Raw genomic sequence first — 19,482 nt, forward strand, 5'->3', positions numbered from 1 at the left:
GACGTTAAAATATTTTATTAAATTATTTTTCTAAAATCCTAATTCTTCAACTCTTCTATGCTCAATTAAAGCACCAACACAAACGCTTTCAGAATCAATTAATTTTTTATTTTCGCTATCTCCTGTAGCTGGAACAGATACGGAAATCGTGAATTTTTTTGTTTTATCCGTAGAGAATAAAACATATGCTTTCATATCGTCATCTTTATTATCATAAATGATTTCTCTTTCCTTTTTCATGATAGAACGACCTTGTGCATCCTTAGTTCGAGATACAACATCTTGTGATAATTGAAATTCAACTTTTGTACCATCAACAATATCAGTACAAGTTGAGACTCTATACTCAAAACCTTCATATGCGATAAAAGTCATTTCATAAACTTTACCTTTCGCTACTGCTGCGCTTTTAGATTGGTTGTTCAAATTCCAGAAATCTGCTTTTTCTTCTTTTGAGAAATTTTCTAAACACAAGTAATGGGTTCTGCTGCATTGAGAATACGCTTGGAATACAATTATTCCAGATAATAATACTCCTAATAATAAAACTTTTTTCATCGTTTTTATTTTGTAAATTTTTCTCTTAATTCATTGGCCTTATTCTTAATTGCAACAAATGCTGCTTCATTCATTTTGAATGATCCACCACCAGTTACAGTAAGTTTGCCTTCATCGTTACTCTTAACATCAGAACTTGATTCAACAAATTCCATATTGTTTTCAAATACGTCAGAAAGTCCTAATAAGTCATTTATAGTTTCTTCAACCAAAACATTATCAGCATATGATGCGATAAAGTCAATTAAGCTTTCTAGTACTACTTTTTGATCACCTACTTTAGTTATAATAGGATTGTCAGCAGAATATGTATCAACAAGATTACAAATGATGTAAAGACTTTCAATATAGCCACCAGCCATAATTAAAGACAATTCAACACCTTTATCGTTTTGCTCTAAATATTCATAACTTTCATAATAACTATCATTAGAAATCAAGAATAATGAATCAGTATTTGATTCGTTACTTTCAATTCTAGACATTAAATCTGCGTCAAAAGCGCCAGAAATGCCTAAATCAGTTCCTAATTCTTCAATTTTTTTGAAGTATTTTAAGAAATCCGTTCCAATTCCAAAACAGCTTAAATAAGCGATGTCGGCAGAATAGATACCGAAATTTAATGATTTTGATTTTTGATCGATGTAATTATCTGAGTTCTCAAGCGGGTTAACTAAATTGATTTGTTGCTCACCACCTTGTAATTTGATTATATCAAACAATTCGTTTGGCGTAGGAACAGAATATGTTATTCCCGATTGGTTTGGATCAATCTCTACCTCCGGAGTAACCAAAGTGTCAATCACATTGATGTCTTGATCGTCAGATTCAGTTCCACCACAAGATCCCAACATAAGACCAAATGATGTAAATATTAAACTTGCTACTATTACTTTTCTTTTCATTAATGAATGGTTAAATGAATGGTGTCAAATATACTGTTTTTTATATAATACGCCGATCAAAGACAAAAAGTTCTATTGAATTTAAAAAAAAAATAAAATTAAATCTTAGTTCGCATTAATTTGATCAGTTAATTGGACCAGTGTTTGTTGTCTCTCTTTAGAGACTGGTATAAGTGGAAGACGAACGTAGTTTTCCATAATATTTAAGTGCTTTAAAACCTCTTTGATTCCACCTGGATTTCCCTCGGCAAATAAGTGATCAATTATAGGTAGAATTATATAATGTAGTTTTCGTGCTTTTACTATTTCGTTATTTAATGAAGCCTTAACCATTTCTTTAAATGGTGTTGGTAAGCCGTTCCCAACAACAGAAATCACACCATCGCCACCAGCTGCAATGATTGGCAACGTCAAGGCATCATCACCAGAGATAACTAAAAAATTTTCTGGCTTATCCTTAATAATTGTCATTATTTGCTCCATACTACCTGAAGCTTCCTTAACTGCAATGATGTTTTCAAAATCATTGGCTAACTTTAAAGTTGTTTCAGGTAATACGTTTGAAGCTGTTCTACCTGGAACGTTATATAGTATTATAGGCAATTTTGTCGCCTCAGCAATCGCTTTATAATGTGCATAAATACCAGCCTGTGTTGGTTTATTATAATAAGGAGATGCTGATAAGATACCATCAACACGACTTAAGTCATAAGAAGTGAAATCTTCTACTACAGCCATTGTATTATTTCCTCCAATTCCAAAAACAATCGGGAGTCTATTATTGTTCGTAGCTACGACAGTATCTAAACATAACTGTTTTTCAGCTTTTGTTAATGTAGGAGATTCACCAGTTGTACCTTGTACTACTAAATAATCAACACCACCATCGATTAAGAATGTGGTTAGTTTTTTTAATGCTTCAACATCAACCGCACCTTTTTGATCAAATGGCGTTACCATTGCAACACCAAGTCCTTTGAATTTATTTGTTTCCATTATTACTTAATAGTATTATATTTTTTTTTACATTTTTTAAAAATTCGTCGTCAGTTGTTCCAGGTTCTATTAATAGATCGTGTAAAATAAAATCGTCATTACTAATTTTACCAACAATTAATTCTGCCTGAGCAAGTACCATTATATATTGTAACAAAAGCGACTCTTGAGACAAATCTAAGGCTAAATCAAATTTATTGCCAACTGCCGTATTCAAATTATCATTTTTTAGTATTCCTGTTAAATTAAAATCACTCAGATGAACGGTATAGTGATCTTTTTTAATCAGTTTTTTAGGATCGATATTTTTATTTTTCCTTTCACTAATAAATGTGAATTTAGCTTTTGGAAAGAGGGCTTTGACATTTTTTTCAAGTCCTTCTGGAAACCGCTCCTTTAATACAAGTACATTTTTGTATTCGTCTAAACCCCTTATTTGGATATAACGCTTATTGACAGCTTTTCTAACTTTTTTCTTTATGCTATTTTGTTTTATCATGTTAAATATTAATAGCTAATCATTGCTAGGAATTCATCCTCTGTTATTATTTGGACACCTAAAGAAGTTGCCTTTGCTAATTTTGCCGGCCCCATTTTGTCACCAGCAATTAAATAATTCGTTTTCGCGGAAATAGATCCTGTATTTTTGCCGCCGTTCTTTTCAATTAAATCCTTCAACTCGTTCCTGCTTACTTTTTCAAAAACGCCAGATACTACAAAGGTCTTACTTTCTAAAGTGTTGTTATTAGGCTCATCTTCTTCTTCCATTTCGAATTGAAGTCCGGCATTTTTCAATTTTTGTAGTATTGCTAAATTCACATCATCTTCAAAAAATGCGACCAAACTCAATGCAATTTTTTCTCCAATTTCATCAACGGCTATCAAATCTTCAGTATTAGCCATTATTATGGCTTCGATATTTTTAAAATGCCGGGCTAATTTTTTTGCTACAGTTTCCCCCACATGTCGAATGCCTAAAGAAAACAATACTTTTTCAAAAGGAGAATCTTTAGCGGCTTTAATACTTTGTAAAATATTATTTGCTGACTTGTCAGCCATTCTGTCCAATTCAACAAGATCTTCAAAAGTCAAATCGAATAAATCCGCATAATTATGAATCAAATCCTTACGGAATAATAAGTCAATTGTTTCAGGGCCTAATCCATCAATGTTTAAAGCTTTACGCCCAATGAAATGCTCTATTTTTCCTTTTATTTGTGGTGGACATCCAACTTCGTTGGGGCAATAATGTTGTACTTCTCCTTCATGTCTTACCAATTCTGTATCACATTCAGGGCAGTTCGTGATGAAGTCTACTTGTTGTGCATCCTTTTTTCGCTTTGCAAGATTGATTCCAACAATTTTAGGGATTATTTCACCGCCTTTTTCAACATAAACACTGTCGTTATTATAAAGCGATAACTTTTCTATTTGATCTTGATTGTGCAAAGAAGCTCTTTTGACTGTTGTTCCAGCCAATAATACAGGTTCAAGATTTGCCACAGGAGTAATAGCACCTGTTCGTCCAACCTGATAAGTAACCTCATTGAGTAGAGTTTCTACTCTTTCTGCTTTGAATTTGTATGCGATTGCCCAACGTGGACTTTTTGCAGTAAACCCTAAATCACTTTGCTGATCGTAATTATTGACTTTAATGACAACCCCATCAATTTCGAACGGTAAATTCACTCTAGCCTTGTCCCAATAATTAATAAAATCCATGATTTCATCAACAGTATCACACTTAAAAATCATTTTTTGAGATTCGTCTGGTATTTTAAAACCCCATTCTCCCGCCAATTTAACTGCCTCATAATGGCCCGTAGCAATTTCTTGATTGCTATAAACACCATATAAATAACAGTCTAATCCTCGAGCAGCCACCGTTTTTGAATTTAATAATTTTAAGGTGCCAGAAGCTGTATTCCTAGGATTGGCATACAAAGGTTCACCTAGTTCTTCCTTTTCTTTATTAAGTGCATTGAAATTTTCTAAAGGAAAAAAGATCTCTCCTCTAATTTCAAAGTCGTTGATATAATTGCCATGTAATTGCAATGGAATCGTTCGAATGGTTCGAACGTTTGTTGTGACATCCTCACCTTGGTTACCATCACCTCTGGTAACAGCTCTTTCTAATTGCCCGTTCACATATCTAATCCCGATTGCAACACCATCATATTTTAGTTCGCAAACATAGGTGATTTTATCCTCAGAAAATTTTCTGATTCGATTTCCCCATTCTATAATTTCTTCTTTCGAATAAGAATTCGATAAAGACAACATGGGGAAGTCGTGTTTAACAGTGTTGAATTTTTTTGTTAAATCTCCGCCAACTCTTTTTGTTGGACTATTTTCATTTGAAAATTCTGGGTTAGCCGCTTCTAAAGTTTCTAATTCTTTTAAAAGTTGATCGAAATCATAATCCGAAATACTACTTTGGTTTAATACATAATAAGCGTGATTATACTTATTTAAAAGATTAACCAATTCTTTGATCCTAGCTTTTACTTGCTCTTTATTCGACACTCTTTTATTTTTACTTGTTTTACGACTATGCAAATATGCCTATATTAAGAGGTAAATATAGGTAATTTCAATATTATTTTATTCCTCTTGTAATTTCACGCTTGCCTATTGGTCCAGGAAGATTTTCAACAGTAAATCCGGCAGATTTTAAATTCCGCTTAAATTGTCCTTGAGCACAATATGTAATTAATATTCCACCCTCATTTAGCATTTTATACATTTGCTGCATGATGGTGTCTGTCCATAGCTCTGGTTGTACTCTTGGTCCGAATGCATCATAAAATATTAGATCGAATTTTTGATGGTCATTCGGAATATATTCTTGAATCTTCCCGAGAATTTTTTCAAATTCAAAGTTCTTATTAATGCGTACGGAATTGTTCCATGGTTCAAGATGAAGTTTTCTATAATCTGATTTTAAATTAGTGCCTGTAAATAAGTTTGTGTACGCCAATTCATCGATAAGTGCGATATCGATAGGCGTATTTTCAATTGTAGTATAATTGATTTTAATCGCATGTGTATTGGCATAATCTAATGACACCAATGCGTTTAAACCTGTGCCAAACCCCATTTCAAATACGGATAAAGGTTTGTTATTTGTAAAATAATTTAATCCAGCGTCTCTAAAAACATGTAAAGCTTCATTTAATGCACCGTTTGAAGAATGATAAGTTTCATTTAATTCAGGAATTAACAAAGTTTTAGATTTGTCACCTGTTGCAATAATTTTCTTATTCATTAGTTTTATATCTTTGTACAAAAATACAAAACATATGTTGCGATTAATTTATTTGTCTTTCGGTTTAATATTGGTAGGAACCAGTTGTGAAAAATGTAAAAAATGTACTTATTCTTATACTGAAACTGTTATCGTTGCAACTTTAGAAGGGGAAGAGGAGCAGGTTAATGAGTATGAAGATTTAGTATTACTAGATGAAGATGGAGAATCTTTTGGAGAAGAATGTTTGAAAAAGAAAGGTGCTGATGACGGTACTAATTTCACAATCGAAACATATTATCAATTAGAAGCAGAAACTACAGAGTTGGATAATTTCGAATATGTTTGTGTTGATTTATAATCAAATTAAAACTGTTTGATTTTATCAATTAAAGCTTCAGGACCACGGCAAGGCTTCATTGTTTTTTTATTAACAAAAACTAAAACAGTATTCGCTACACTTAACAATTCCTTTTTGCTATTGTAAATTTCATAATCGAACTCAATTTTAACACTTGGAATTTTATTTATAGTAGTTTTCACCGTAATTAATTCGTCGTAAAAAATTGGTTTTAGATATTTAACAGTATAATTTGAAACGGGTAACATTATACCTTGATCTTCGAGAGATTTATAGCTAAATCCAATTGAACGCAGGGTTTCAACTCGTCCGACTTCAAAAAAAGTGGCGTAATTTCCATAATAAACATAACCCATTTGATCAGTTTCGGCATATCTTACTCTAATTTCGGTTTCAAGTGAAAACATTTTTTGTATATTCGTGATGTAGCAGTTCGCTTTTGGTGTCAAAGTAATATTTTTTTCGATTGACAACCGTGAATTTTTGAAAAAAAAATAAAAACTTTAGGAAGTAAAAAAAAGGTAAAAAACAATAACCTTTTGATTTTTTTTATAACTTTTTTATGTGAATATTTGTTGGGTTGAATTGGAGAAGAAGAATTGAATAAGTAAAGTACCAATATTTAAATACACCCCTACCTGAATGAAGAATAAAAAAAACCATGAGTTGATATGGGATGACTGCTTAAAGGTAATTAAGGACAATGTAAGTTTACAGAGTTTTAAGACCTGGTTTGAGCCAATAGTTCCTATTCGATTTAAAACAAAGGTTTTGACATTACAGGTGCCGTCTCACTTTTTTTACGAATGGTTAGAAGAGCATTACATTGATTTACTTAAAAAAGTAATCAAGAAAGAGATAGGAGCAGATGCGAAGTTGGAATATTCCATAATAATGGATAGAAGCGTTGATAAAAAGTCGCCCTATACTGTCAAATTACCAACTTCAAGCACAAAAAGTTTATCGAATACACCAGTGTCGATGCCAATTAATGTAGGCGAGAATCCTATACGTAATCCTTTTGTTATACCAGGATTGAAAAAGGTTAATGTAGACTCTAATTTGAATCCTACTTATTCTTTTGATAATTTTATTGAAGGTGATTGTAATCGTTTAGCGAGATCTGCTGCATTTGCAGTATCAAATAAACCTGGAGGAACAGCATTCAATCCATTGTTAATTTATGGTGGTGTTGGGCTAGGTAAAACTCACTTAGCGCATGCAATCGGAATTGGAATCAAAAATCAATTCCCGAATAAGACTGTTTTATATACACAAGCTGAAACTTTTACGAGACAATTTATTGACTCGATTAAAAATAATACAACAAATGATTTTATCAATTTTTATAAATTGATGGATGTATTGATCATTGATGATGTTCAGTTCTTTGCAGGAAAAGAGAAAACGCAAGATGCATTTTTCCATATCTTCAATCATTTGCACCAAACAGGAAAACAATTGGTTTTAACTGCTGATAAAGCTCCTGTTGAAATGAAAGGTATTGAGCAACGCTTATTGTCTCGATTCAAATGGGGATTATCTGCAGATGTTCAACCACCAGGATTGGAAACTAGAATCGCAATATTAGAAAAGAAAATTTACGGAAACGGTGTTGATTTACCGGCTGACGTATTAGAATATTTAGCTTATAGTATCAATACCAATATTCGTGAAATGGAAGGGGCTTTGACTTCTCTTATTGCACAAGGGTCATTGAATAAAAAAGCGATAACTATTGAATTGGCTAAAAAGATGATTGACAAATTTGTCAAGAATACAGCCCGTGAGGTTTCAATGGATTATATACATAAAATTGTTTGTGATTACTTCAATTTACCAATCGAATTGTTGAAATCTAAAACGCGTAAGCGAGAAGTTGTTCAAGCGAGACAGATTGCGATGTATTTTGCTAAGAAGATGACAAAATGGTCATTGGCAAGTATCGGAGCACAATGTGGAGGTAAAGATCACGCTACCGTATTGCACGCCTGTCGAACGGTGAATAATTTGGCTGAAACCGATAAACAATTCAGAGGCTATCTCGAAGATCTAGAGAAGAAATTAAATGTTAATTAAAAATTTAAAATGCCTTTTGTCAACCGACAGAAGGCATTTTTTCTTTACATATGAAAATATTAATGGTTTGCTTGGGGAATATTTGTCGTTCTCCTATCGCTGAAGGAATCTTGAGAGATCAAGCACGAAAATTAAATCTTAAAATTGAAACTGATTCTGCTGGAACATCCGCTCATCATACTGGTGAAGCTCCTGATCATAGAATGCAGAAAACAGCATTGAAAAATGGTGTTGATATAAGCGACTTACGTGCACGTCAGTTTGTGGTAGCAGATTTTGATCTGTTTGATCTGATTTATGCTATGGACGAAGAAAATTATCATAATATTTTATCGCTCGCAAGAAATGACAGCGATGTTAAAAAAGTGAAGATGATTTTAAATGAGGTTGATCCTGGTGCAAATAATGAAGTGCCTGATCCTTATTTTGGTGGAGATGCAGGTTTTCAACATGTCATTGATTTATTGAATGTGGCCGTTACTAAAATAATTAGCAGAATATAAATGAGTCAAGGAAAATTATTTATCATTCCAATTCCAATCAGTGATACAGCATTGGATAATGTTTTACCAAGTTTAAATCATGAACTTGTAGGACCTTTAAGAATTTTTGTTGTAGAGAAAATAAAAACAGCTAGACAATTTTTAAGAAAAATGGACGCTACGTTTCCAATTGATGATTCAGTTTTTTACGAACAGGATAAACACAATGATTATGAGTTTGAGTTAGAAATTCATCAATTAATGAAAGAGGGGAAGGATATTGGTCTATTGTCTGAAGCAGGATATCCTGGAATTGCTGACCCAGGAGCGAAAATCGTTGCTTTGGCACATAAAAACAATATGAAAGTAGTTCCACTTGTTGGTCCGAGTTCAATTTTTTTGGCTTTGGCAGCGAGTGGCATGAATGGGCAAGGTTTTACTTTTAACGGATATCTCGCAAAAAAAGATCCCGAAAGAACTTCAGAAATAAAACAGTTGGTTCAGCGAATAGCAAAGACTGGTTTTGCTGAGATATTTATTGAAACGCCTTATAGAAATGTATCTTTAATGGAGGATTTGATTCGAATGTGTCCCGGTGAAATATTATTAACTATCGCATACGATATCACTGGAGATAAAGAACGAATTCAAACAAAACCGATCGAACTATGGGCTAAAAAACCATTTCCATTCGATAAAACACCGTGTGTTTTCGTTCTGGGTAGAACTTGATGATAGGTTGCGTAAATCCTAATCCTAAAATACTTAACTTTAACAAAACTCTAAAGAAATGAAAACTAGTCTTAATTTACTTACTGCTTCTCGAAATAATGTGATCAATTTGATTAATGGTTTAAGCTTGTCTGAATTGAATCAAATTCCAGCTGGTTACAATAATAATATCATTTGGAATGTAGGACATTTAATTGCAACACAGGTTGGTCTGGTATATTCGCTCGCTGGTGTCGAGAACGATTTGCCTGCAGAGTTTATACAGAAATATAAAAAAGGAGCTAAACCAGAAGGGGATATTGATCAGGAAGAGTTTGAATTGATTACGACTTTATTACTGAATCAAATAGACGATTTAGAAGAGGATATTGAGGCTAATAAATTTAGTACCTACAAACCATATATGACATCATATGGCTTTGAGATTACTAATATTGAAGAAGCTATCCAATTTAATAATATGCATCATGCTTTGCATGTTTCAACAATCATTGCGATTAAAAGAAACCTCAAATAACTAGATTTTTAAGGCAGGATTAATCCTCATTTCAACAGCTTAAGTTCTACAATGAAAAACATTACATTCAAGTTTATATTATTGTGCCAATTAGTTTTTTTAGCGGGCAATGGAATTAGTCAGAACGGTAAAACGGAAATATTACTTGACAGTGATAGCTTAGTCGCATTTGAAAAAATTAACGATACTTTAGACCAATATCAAGTATATTTTACTGGCGAAAATCATAATTATAAAACTTTTAATATTAATCTTCAATTCCAGATTTTAAAGTATCTAAATGAAAATCAAAACACAAATCATTTATTACTCGAACAAAGTCCCGGTTTAAGTTTTATTATCAATGCCATTATTCGTGATAAAAAAGCAGAACATAAACCTTTCTTGGAAGGGGTGTTATTAGATCAGTTTTATCAATTAGTACTAAGACTTGAGACCTATAATGATAGTTTGGCAGCTGATAAAAAAATATGGGCACATGGAATTGATATTGAACGATTTCCTAAGTTTTCAATTTATGCATTAGACTTATTAATTAAGGATCTAGATTATCAAAGCGAAGCAGGATCATTATTCGAACAGATTAGAGCGTTGGCTTCAGTTGATACAGACGCAGCAGGGGCAGAGAGTTATTATGCGCCTGCGCAGAATAATTTAGGCAATTTTCAAATGGGGCAAGTGAATTATTCTTCCTCCATGTCTTCGATTCTTGATGATGCAGAAATTTATAGAAAAGAAGTAAGTGCTATTTTGGGAGCAGACAGTGCGGTTTTTTATCGAATTATGGAAGGGATGCAGCAAGGTCGAAAATGGTATTTAAGTGAAAAGGAAGGAAATATCAAGTCTCCAATCATTAGAGAAAGATATATGCTGGATGAATTTAAACAAGTTTATAATGAATTTGAAGGGGCTAAATTTTATGGTCAATTTGGACGTTGTCATTTAAATACCGTTCAAGATGACGATCGTTGTTATAAATACTATATGAATTCAGTTGCTAATCGTATCAATGATTTTATAGGAGCTTCTGAGAATAAAGTCCTCGTAATGCCAATTTATTACACGAATTCCATTTCCTATGATATGGGGATCATTAAAAAAATAGGTCTAGAGAATTTGGATAAAAAAGAAGCTGCTTATTTAATTGATTTGAAAGCGTTTCCCGATCTAGATACCATTCAAGGCTACGATAAGGAATTGCCTTTTATTATTATATCTTCCTACAAAAGAAGTAGTATTGAAACGTTTAATTGGGAGGAACCAGATATCGATGTGCATTTAGGTGCTAACTTAAGTTACTACTATTTTAATAAAATTAGAAGCTTAAATGTGGCATTAGCCGATCATGGACTAAATGGTTTTACGAATAAATTTGTTGCCGGTAGTATTTCTTTGGATGTTTTTGTTCGAGACGAACAAGGAATGCATATCGAATATATCTACATTCCAGAAGTTTCCAATAATGATAATATGACATTGAGAGGTTGGATTTATACAATGGGAACCAGTTATTCTACTGGAAATAATTTTCTTTTAGCAGCTTTAGGACTTGATTTGGGTTATGGTGTCATGAAAATGACCGAAACACAATTAAATGGTGATCCATTTTTGATTCAAACAGATAATGAGAATCAAGTGATTTATCGGAATGATGTTTTTTCAATTGATCCAAACGTTCGATTGCGGCTTACTTTCCCAGTAATAAGTATTAATTGCAAATTTGGATATTTGCTTGATGGTTCTGGTAAATATTGGAAAGCAGCAAAGAAGGTTGAAGAGTTTTCAAGAATGAGTTTTTCAGGACCTTACATTCAAGCTGGCGTTAGTTTACATTTTCGGGATTAATTTTCTTATGCTATTGAATTAGTTGAACGACGTTTTGTTCATATTTTATCGCAACTCAATTAAAATGTTATCAATTTATCTCCTAAATTTGATACAGATATTAAATTCATTTCATCAATATGCCAACAATTACAAAAACTAAAATCACTTACGATCGAAAATCATTAACCGATGTTGAGTTAAAGAACATTTATCTAGCATTAATTAAACCAAGATTGATCGAAGAGAAGATGTTAATTCTTTTGCGTCAAGGAAAGATTACAAAATGGTTTTCAGGCTGGGGACAAGAAGCGATTTCGGTTGGAGTTGGTCTGGCATTAGAAAAAGAAGAATATATTTTACCAATGCATCGAAATTTAGGTGTGTTTACCAGTCGTGAGATTCCTTTGAACAGACTTTTTGCTCAATTTCAAGGGAAAATGACTGGATTTACGAAAGGTAGAGATCGATCTTTCCATTTCGGGTCTAAAGAGCATCATATCGTTGGAATGATTTCTCATCTAGGGCCACAATTGGCATTAGGAATGGGAATTGCTTTGGCAGATAAGTTAAGAGGTGAAAAGAAAGTATCCTTGGCTATTACTGGTGATGGGGGAGCAAGTGAAGGTGATTTTCACGAAGCATTGAATGTTGCCGCCGTTTGGGACGTTCCAGTTATATTTTTAGTGGAAAATAATCAATGGGGATTGTCTACACCTTCAAACGAACAGTTTAGATGTAAACAATTTGTTGATAAAGGTATAGGATATGGAATTGATGCATTTAAAATCGATGGCAATAATATTCTAGAGGTTTATCACTCAATTCAACAGATATCTGATTCATTGCGTAAAAATCCACGTCCATTTTTACTGGAATGTGTTTCATTTAGAATGCGTGGGCATGAAGAGGCATCTGGAACGAAATATTATCCTGAAGGTTTGCAAGATCAATGGATAGAAAAAGATCCTGTTGATAATTATGAATCTTATTTACTGAACGAAGGTGTCTTAACTCAAGATGAGATTGACAAAGTAAAAGCAGAGATTAAACAAGAAATCAATGACGAATTAGAGGTCGCTTATGCAGAGCCTAGTATTATACCTGATACGGCTGTAGAGGTAGCAGATGTTTATGCACCTATCAATTTTAGTATAACGAATCCAGCGACAGATACGCATTCGGAAAAACGATTTATAGATGCAATTTCAGACGCTTTGCGTTTGTCTATGCGTAAATATCAAGACCTAATCATCATGGGGCAAGATATTGCGGAATATGGAGGCGTTTTTAAGATTACAGAAGGTTTTGTAGAAGAGTTTGGTAAAGATCGCATTCGAAATACGCCAATTTGTGAGTCTGCAATAGTTGGGGCAGCATTAGGTTTATCTATTAATGGAATGAAAGCCGTGATGGAAATGCAATTTGCAGATTTCGTAACTGTTGGATTTAATCAGATTGTAAATAATTTAGCAAAATTACATTATCGATGGGGTGAAAACGCTGATGTTGTGATTCGTATGCCAACTGGTGGCGGTTCTGCAGCGGGTCCTTTTCACTCTCAAAGTAATGAAGCTTGGTTTACGCATACGCCTGGTTTAAAAGTGGTTTATCCATCAAGTCCTACCGAAGCAAAAGGATTATTGGCGGCTTCAATAGAAGATCCGAATCCAGTAATTTTCTTCGAGCATAAAGCATTATACAGAAGTATTAAAGAGGAAGTGCCTGATGATTATTATACTTTAGAAATAGGTAAAGCGAATATTGTGAATGAAGGAGCTAAAGCTACGGTTGTCACTTATGGAATGGGGGTTCATTGGGCAAAAGAAATAGTAGCCGAAGATAATCTGGATGTTGAAATTATCGATTTAAGAACGTTATTACCATTAGATACTGACGCGATATACAATTCAGTAAGAAAAACAGGAAGAGCAATTATACTTCACGAAGATTGTTTGACTGGTGGAATAGGAGGAGAGCTTTCTGCTTTGATTAGTGAAAACTGTTTTGATCATCTTGATGCACCTGTACTAAGATCAGCAAGTATAGATACACCTGTTCCTTTTGATGGAGAATTAGAAATAAACTTCATGCCTAAAAATAGATTCAGAGATCAATTGAATCAATTATTGGCTTACTAAATATTAGACAGTCTTTTTCGAAGCGATGCTTTGCAATCTTCTGCTAAATGTTGATGATCTACCGCGTATTCTAATAAGTCAATATCTGGATCGGGTTTATACAATAAATCCCAAACCTCAATTAAACCAATAGAATTGTGTAATCTTTCTGATAAACGCATGGTATCGTTCTTATAAACAGTACCTGTTTCTATTACGCGGGCATAAAGTCCCGGGAAAGGTTGATTGATAAAATCTTTGACTATTTTTTGACTTTCAAAACGAATGCCTAATTTAAAACAAGGTTGTCGTGGTTGACTGATTTGAATACGACAATCTCCAATTTGAAAGATGTCTCCAATTTGAATCTCTTTTTCGTTTAGACCAGAAAGGGTTATATTCTCACCAAACATGCCGTAATCCCATTCTAAATCTGGATATTTATTTTTCCAAAAAGCATAATGATCAGCACTATAAAGATATACGGCTTTGTCAATACCGCCGTGATAACGTCTGTCAACAACATCGTCATCCACTACATCTTCTTTGCCCAATTCAATACCATGGTCAACCGGGAATTTAAAGATTCCTGTTTCAATCGCTTTATTTCGCCATTGTACTTTTCTACTTTTGCCTATATTGACCGATATTATTTTCACAATTAAATGATTGGGGTATTAAAATGTTCGTGTAAGAAATTTCCAACTTCTGCTCTTACAATATTCTGTTTACCATTGATAAAAGCGATAAGAATTAAACCTCCGAAGAACAATCTAACCCAAAAAGATGGAATACATTTGATAACCATTACTTGATTATGCTTAGGGAAAACTCTAACCCAAGCGCCAACAGTTCCACTTTTAGCAACTTCAACGAATTGAAATTTGAATATTGGATTTTTCTTAATTGATACTTTGTATTCTGGGAACTTTTCGCTCAATACTTTCTCCATTTCGGTGAAGGTCATTGTGTCTTTTAATTCTAACTTCATAAATATTAAATAATTAGCTTTAAAAGTAGAAAAAAAAATCTATAAATCAATTATGGTGTTGAGATCGCAACAGGAATCACTTTTCCGTTAATCCATTGGTTTGCAGAAAGGCTAAAGTTGGCAATATATTCAGCCATTTTTTTAGCTGATAATGGCGCTTCATATCCTGGGAAAGCCTTCGCTAACATATCAGTTTGCGCAGCGCCTAGAGCTAAACAGTTCACTTGAATATTGTATTCTTTTAGTTCTTCCGCTAAGCATTCTGACAATCCAGCAACAGCAGACTTCGATGAACTGTAGATGCTTAGTCCAGGGAATTTAGAACTTCCTTGAAATCCTCCCATCGATCCAATATTTACAATATGACCACCTTTTTTAGACATAAAGGGTACAATTGCTTGACAAGCTTCAACTATTCCAGTAATATTAGTACTGTAAGTCAATTCTATATCCTCACGAGTTAATTCTAAGAAAGGCTTATTAACCAAATATCCAGCAGTATTAATCAAGATATCCACATGATCGAATTGTTGCTTTACAATCGCCGTCAAATTATTTTTAATAGCGCTATCACATAGATCTAGACGTTGAATCTCTATTTTATTCCCGCAAAGCGTTTTTAAAGCAGATAATTTGGCTTCGTTTCTAGCGAGTACAAGTACATTGTTAGCAACAGATAGTATTTGTGCTAATTCGCTACCAATACCGGTACTTCCGCCAACAATAACTATATTTTTCATTGTGTTTTAGTATTCATCAAAAGAGATAACCACTTTTTCTGATGTCGGATGAGCTTGACATGTAAGAATAAATCCATCTGCTACTTCATCTTCTTCTAATGCGAAGTTTAGATCCATTCTCACTGTTCCTTCCATTACTTTGGCACGACAAGTACAACAAACTCCACCTTTACAAGAGAATGGTACGTCTGCATCTTGATCTTGTGCCGCTTGTAGAATATTTTTACCATTCGAATTTAAATCGAATTGATACTCTTCATCATCAATAACCACAGTAACATTACTTGAGATTACTTCGCCAGACTCAACAGCGATATTTTCAGTGGGAACACTTGTTTTAAATAATTCAAAATGGATTTTAGACTTATCCATTCCTTTGTTCGTGTAGAAATCCTTAACACACATAATCATTTGCTCAGGACCACATGCATAAACTGCATCCACATCAGCACCGTGTAAGTATGTATTAAAAATTGATGCACAAGTACTTTGATCAATTCGACCGTTTGTAATTGGGTTACCTGTATCTTCTCTTGATAAGAAATGTACCAATTCAAAATTATCATTTGCTGCATCTAATGCATCCAATTCTTCTAAAAAGATGGTATCTGCAGCACTTTTATTACCGTAGAACATATGAACCTTACTTTTAGGCTCCTCTTTCAAAATAGTTTTCACCATTGAGATGACAGGTGTAATACCCGAACCTGCCGCATAAAAGATATGATTCTTTTGAGCGTTTGCGTCTGGAGTAATTTTAAAATTCCCCATTGGCGGCATTGTATCTAAAGTATCGCCTACTTTTAGTTCGTTTACAGCGAATTGTGAAAACAAACCGTTTTCGATTGCTTTAACAGCAACAGAAAGTTCTTTTTCGTAAGGTGCCGAACAAATAGAATAAGATCTTCTAATTTCTTCACCATTTACCGTTTTCTTAAAAGTTAAATATTGTCCAGCTATATATTGAAATTCACCAGTTAAAATTGGTGGTACTTCAAGCGTTATAGTAACAGTGTCTGCTGTCTCTTTATTAATCTTTTTAACGGTCAATGCGTGGAAACTTGTACTCATTTTGTTTGAATTTTTTGTGTAAAAATACTGCTATAAAAGTAATTTACAGCAAAACTTAAGACGTAATTTATCTAAAAACGACTCTTTACTTTGTTTAATCGTGACGAATTTGAATTATTCAGTCCTTTTAAGTATGCTGTCTATCCCTAGAATTGGCAGGTTTTAGATAATAATTCATGTAAAGTTTACATTTTGTTAATTTCATGTTGAAAACTACTATCAAAATGAAAAGATAAGACATGTTAGTAAGGCTTGTTTTGTTATCTTTGTTACGCCTGAAAAATGGCGTAATACCAGAGCGGTATTTTGAATTAAGAAATCGTTTAAACTAGTTCAGTAAAATTAATTTTTATTTATGTCTGAAGAAGCAAAAAATAATGGAGGATATTCAGCCGATAGTATCCAGGCCTTAGAGGGCATGGAGCATGTAAGGATGCGTCCGTCCATGTATATTGGAGATGTTGGGTATAGAGGATTACATCACTTAGTTTATGAAGTGGTAGATAATTCAATTGATGAAGCAATGGCGGGTCATTGTGATGAAGTTGAAGTTGTTATTTTAGAAGGTAATGGCGTTCGTGTAACAGATAATGGTCGTGGTATTCCAATTGGAATGCACGCAAAAGAGAAAGTGTCTGCATTAGAGGTTGTAATGACTAAGATTGGTGCCGGTGGTAAATTCGATAAAGATTCTTATAAAGTATCTGGTGGATTGCACGGTGTTGGTGTTTCTGTTGTAAACGCATTGTCTAGACATCTTAAAGCAGAAGTACGAAGAGAAGGAAAATTATACGTTCAAGAGTACGAACGTGGAAAGCCATTATATCCAGTTAAAGAAGACGGTGTTTCTACAGAGAATGGAACAACTGTTACCTTTTTTGCGGATGGTCAAATTTTTGACGAATTAGATTATACCTATGATATACTTGCGTCAAGAATGCGTGAGTTGTCGTTTTTAAATAAAGGTCTTCGTCTTATTATTAGAGATGAAAGATCAACAGATGAAGAGGGGAATTTCAAAGAAGATAATTTCTTTTCAGAAATCGGTTTAAGTGAGTTTGTAAGATTCTTAGATGAATCAAGAGAACCACTAATTGAGGAAGTAATCCATGTTTCAGGTGAGAAAAATGGTGTTCCGGTTGAAGTGGCAATGATTTATAATACGTCATATGCTGAAAACTTACATTCATATGTCAACAATATTAATACCCATGAAGGTGGTACTCACCTTTCAGGTTTTAGAAGAGGTTTAACGAGCACCTTGAAAAAATATGCCGATGAATCAGGCATGTTGGATAAATTAAAATTCGAGATTGCAGGGGATGACTTTAGAGAAGGTTTAACTGCAGTAATTTCAGTTAAAGTAGCAGAACCGCAATTCGAAGGGCAAACTAAAACTAAATTGGGTAATAGAGAGGTTAATGCTCCAGTTTCTCAAGCGGTTTCTGAAATGTTGTCTGATTACTTGGAAGAGAATCCTAAAGATGCACGTAGAATTATTGAAAAAGTTATTCTAGCTGCTACAGCAAGACATGCTGCACGTAAAGCACGTGAAATGGTGCAACGTAAAAGTGTTTTAACTGGAACTGGTTTACCTGGGAAATTAGCAGATTGTTCTTCTAAAGATCCAGCAGAATCTGAAGTGTACTTGGTTGAGGGAGATTCGGCAGGTGGAACAGCGAAGCAAGGGAGAGATAGACATTTTCAAGCAATAATGCCTTTAAGAGGTAAGATTTTGAATGTGGAAAAGGCCATGGTTCATAAGATTTTCGAAAACGAAGAGATTAAAAACATTTACACGGCTTTAGGTGTTAGAATTGGAACAGAAGATGATGACCGAGCACTAAACCTTGAAAAGTTAAGATACCATAAGATAATTATTATGTGTGATGCCGACGTCGATGGTTCACATATCGAAACCTTAATTTTAACTTTCTTCTTTAGATATATGCGTGAGTTGATTGAGTTGGGATATATATATATTGCGACTCCTCCTTTATATCAAGTAAAAAAAGGAAAGAAATCTCATTATGCTTGGAATGATGATCAGCGAGATAAGTTGGTTATGGACATGAAAGGTGCAGGATCTGATTCTAGTGTTAACGTACAAAGGTATAAGGGTCTTGGGGAGATGAATGCTGAGCAATTATGGGATACAACAATGAATCCTGAATTTAGAACTTTAAGACAAGTGCAAATTGAAAATGCAATTGAAAGTGATAGAACATTCTCAATGCTAATGGGGGACGAAGTTGCGCCTCGTAGAGCATTTATTGAGAAGAACGCAAAGTATGCAAATATTGATACTTGATAAATTTTATTCTATATAAAAAAAGCCTTTCACGTTTGTGAAAGGCTTTTTTGTTTTAATAATATTTGCCCAAAAAAAATAGGCCAAATTAACTTGATTTATTGCGTATCTTATTTGAGTAAGGCAGCAATGTTCGGTTTAAAATATAGATCTGATTTTAAAACCTTACCATCTTCTCTATAGATCGCTTTTCCGTTTGCATCTAATTTACTCATATTACTTCTTTGTATCTCTTCAAAGACTGCTTGAATTTTATCTTGCATACCATGTTTTAGCATCGTTCCACTTAATATATATAACATGTCCCCTAGTGCATCTGCTATTTCTACTAAATCGCCCGCTTGCACAGCTTCTAAGTACTCTTCGTTTTCTTCTTTCATTAAATCGAAGCGCAATTGCCCTTCTTTTTCAGATATCTCAGCCGTTGGTTTGTATTTATTCTCTATACCAAATGCATCGTGAAATTTTTCAACATGTCCAATTACTTCCTTCAGGGTGATATTATTACTCATTATTTTCTATTTTTGATAAAGATAATCGAATAATAT

General features: G+C 33.7%; 20 protein-coding genes. 8 read left to right on the top strand and 12 right to left on the bottom strand.

What is annotated here, in order from left to right; all coding sequences use genetic code 11:
- Positions 1–30: 30 nt before the first annotated feature.
- From T367_RS0107860 to mnmD, 6 genes are all read right to left on the bottom strand, one after another.
- Complete coding sequence (locus tag T367_RS0107860) at positions 31–558, bottom strand: hypothetical protein (RefSeq protein ID WP_027419353.1); 528 nt, start codon at positions 556–558, stop codon at positions 31–33.
- A 5-nt stretch (positions 559–563) separates the two neighbouring features.
- A complete protein-coding gene (locus T367_RS0107865; RefSeq protein ID WP_027419354.1) occupies positions 564–1,463 on the bottom strand; it encodes a hypothetical protein in 900 nt (299 codons plus the stop codon).
- Positions 1,464–1,568: 105 nt separating this feature from the next.
- Positions 1,569–2,459 (bottom strand): 4-hydroxy-tetrahydrodipicolinate synthase, encoded by an 891-nt coding sequence (gene dapA / locus T367_RS0107870; RefSeq protein WP_027419355.1) that lies wholly within the window; start codon positions 2,457–2,459, stop codon positions 1,569–1,571.
- Positions 2,446–2,958, bottom strand: a complete 513-nt coding sequence (locus T367_RS0107875; protein WP_027419356.1) for a DUF6913 domain-containing protein — start codon at positions 2,956–2,958, stop codon at positions 2,446–2,448. Before T367_RS0107875 ends, dapA begins: the two co-directional genes overlap by 14 nt.
- Before the next feature lie 8 nt (positions 2,959–2,966).
- On the bottom strand, positions 2,967–4,985 hold the full coding sequence (gene ligA, locus T367_RS0107880; protein ID WP_027419357.1) for an NAD-dependent DNA ligase LigA: 2,019 nt from the start codon (positions 4,983–4,985) through the stop codon (positions 2,967–2,969).
- Positions 4,986–5,058: 73 nt separating this feature from the next.
- Positions 5,059–5,727, bottom strand: a complete 669-nt coding sequence (gene mnmD, locus T367_RS0107885; protein WP_027419358.1) for a tRNA (5-methylaminomethyl-2-thiouridine)(34)-methyltransferase MnmD — start codon at positions 5,725–5,727, stop codon at positions 5,059–5,061.
- Between the two features lie 34 nt (positions 5,728–5,761).
- Here mnmD and T367_RS0107890 point away from each other — a divergent pair, with 34 nt between their 5' ends.
- Positions 5,762–6,067, top strand: a complete 306-nt coding sequence (locus T367_RS0107890) for a hypothetical protein (protein WP_027419359.1) — start codon at positions 5,762–5,764, stop codon at positions 6,065–6,067.
- Between the two features lie 5 nt (positions 6,068–6,072).
- On the opposite strand, the gene T367_RS0107895 is transcribed toward T367_RS0107890, so the two are convergent.
- Complete coding sequence (locus T367_RS0107895) at positions 6,073–6,474, bottom strand: acyl-CoA thioesterase (protein WP_027419360.1); 402 nt, start codon at positions 6,472–6,474, stop codon at positions 6,073–6,075.
- A gap of 235 nt (positions 6,475–6,709) precedes the next feature.
- Between T367_RS0107895 and dnaA the strand changes: the two genes are divergently transcribed.
- From dnaA to T367_RS0107925, 6 genes are all read left to right on the top strand, one after another.
- Positions 6,710–8,146 (top strand): chromosomal replication initiator protein DnaA, encoded by a 1,437-nt coding sequence (gene dnaA / locus T367_RS0107900; protein WP_027419361.1) that lies wholly within the window; start codon positions 6,710–6,712, stop codon positions 8,144–8,146.
- 50 nt (positions 8,147–8,196) lie between these two features.
- Positions 8,197–8,649 carry a low molecular weight protein-tyrosine-phosphatase gene (locus T367_RS0107905; RefSeq protein ID WP_035842968.1) on the top strand — a complete coding sequence of 151 codons (453 nt, stop codon included), beginning with the start codon at positions 8,197–8,199 and terminating at the stop codon, positions 8,647–8,649.
- A complete protein-coding gene (locus tag T367_RS0107910; RefSeq protein ID WP_027419363.1) occupies positions 8,650–9,360 on the top strand; it encodes an SAM-dependent methyltransferase in 711 nt (236 codons plus the stop codon).
- Between the two features lie 58 nt (positions 9,361–9,418).
- A complete protein-coding gene (locus T367_RS0107915; RefSeq protein WP_027419364.1) occupies positions 9,419–9,877 on the top strand; it encodes a DinB family protein in 459 nt (152 codons plus the stop codon).
- A 51-nt stretch (positions 9,878–9,928) separates the two neighbouring features.
- Positions 9,929–11,722: a TraB/GumN family protein gene (locus T367_RS0107920; protein ID WP_027419365.1), complete on the top strand. Its 1,794-nt coding sequence runs from the start codon at positions 9,929–9,931 to the stop codon at positions 11,720–11,722.
- A gap of 119 nt (positions 11,723–11,841) precedes the next feature.
- Positions 11,842–13,842, top strand: coding sequence for an alpha-ketoacid dehydrogenase subunit alpha/beta (locus tag T367_RS0107925; protein ID WP_035842971.1), 2,001 nt, complete (start codon positions 11,842–11,844; stop codon positions 13,840–13,842).
- Here the strand turns inward: T367_RS0107925 and T367_RS0107930 are convergent.
- From T367_RS0107930 to T367_RS0107945, 4 genes are read right to left on the bottom strand one after another with little or no spacing between them, the layout of a single operon-like run.
- On the bottom strand, positions 13,839–14,480 hold the full coding sequence (locus T367_RS0107930; protein ID WP_027419367.1) for an MOSC domain-containing protein: 642 nt from the start codon (positions 14,478–14,480) through the stop codon (positions 13,839–13,841). The genes T367_RS0107925 and T367_RS0107930 overlap by 4 nt on opposite strands.
- A gap of 2 nt (positions 14,481–14,482) precedes the next feature.
- Positions 14,483–14,812: a hypothetical protein gene (locus T367_RS0107935; protein WP_027419368.1), complete on the bottom strand. Its 330-nt coding sequence runs from the start codon at positions 14,810–14,812 to the stop codon at positions 14,483–14,485.
- A gap of 50 nt (positions 14,813–14,862) precedes the next feature.
- Positions 14,863–15,552 (bottom strand): SDR family NAD(P)-dependent oxidoreductase, encoded by a 690-nt coding sequence (locus T367_RS0107940; protein ID WP_027419369.1) that lies wholly within the window; start codon positions 15,550–15,552, stop codon positions 14,863–14,865.
- Between the two features lie 6 nt (positions 15,553–15,558).
- Positions 15,559–16,623 (bottom strand): 2Fe-2S iron-sulfur cluster-binding protein, encoded by a 1,065-nt coding sequence (locus tag T367_RS0107945; protein ID WP_027419370.1) that lies wholly within the window; start codon positions 16,621–16,623, stop codon positions 15,559–15,561.
- 355 nt (positions 16,624–16,978) lie between these two features.
- Between T367_RS0107945 and gyrB the strand changes: the two genes are divergently transcribed.
- Positions 16,979–18,934: a DNA topoisomerase (ATP-hydrolyzing) subunit B gene (gene gyrB, locus T367_RS0107950; RefSeq protein WP_027419371.1), complete on the top strand. Its 1,956-nt coding sequence runs from the start codon at positions 16,979–16,981 to the stop codon at positions 18,932–18,934.
- A gap of 110 nt (positions 18,935–19,044) precedes the next feature.
- Here the strand turns inward: gyrB and T367_RS0107955 are convergent, their stop codons facing one another.
- Entirely contained in the window at positions 19,045–19,446 is a 402-nt protein-coding gene (locus T367_RS0107955) for a pyrophosphohydrolase domain-containing protein (protein ID WP_157454165.1), read from the bottom strand.
- Positions 19,447–19,482 lie beyond the last annotated feature (36 nt).

It is taken from the genome of Crocinitomix catalasitica ATCC 23190, from assembly GCF_000621625.1.
GTDB lineage: Bacteria > Bacteroidota > Bacteroidia > Flavobacteriales_D > Crocinitomicaceae > Crocinitomix > Crocinitomix catalasitica.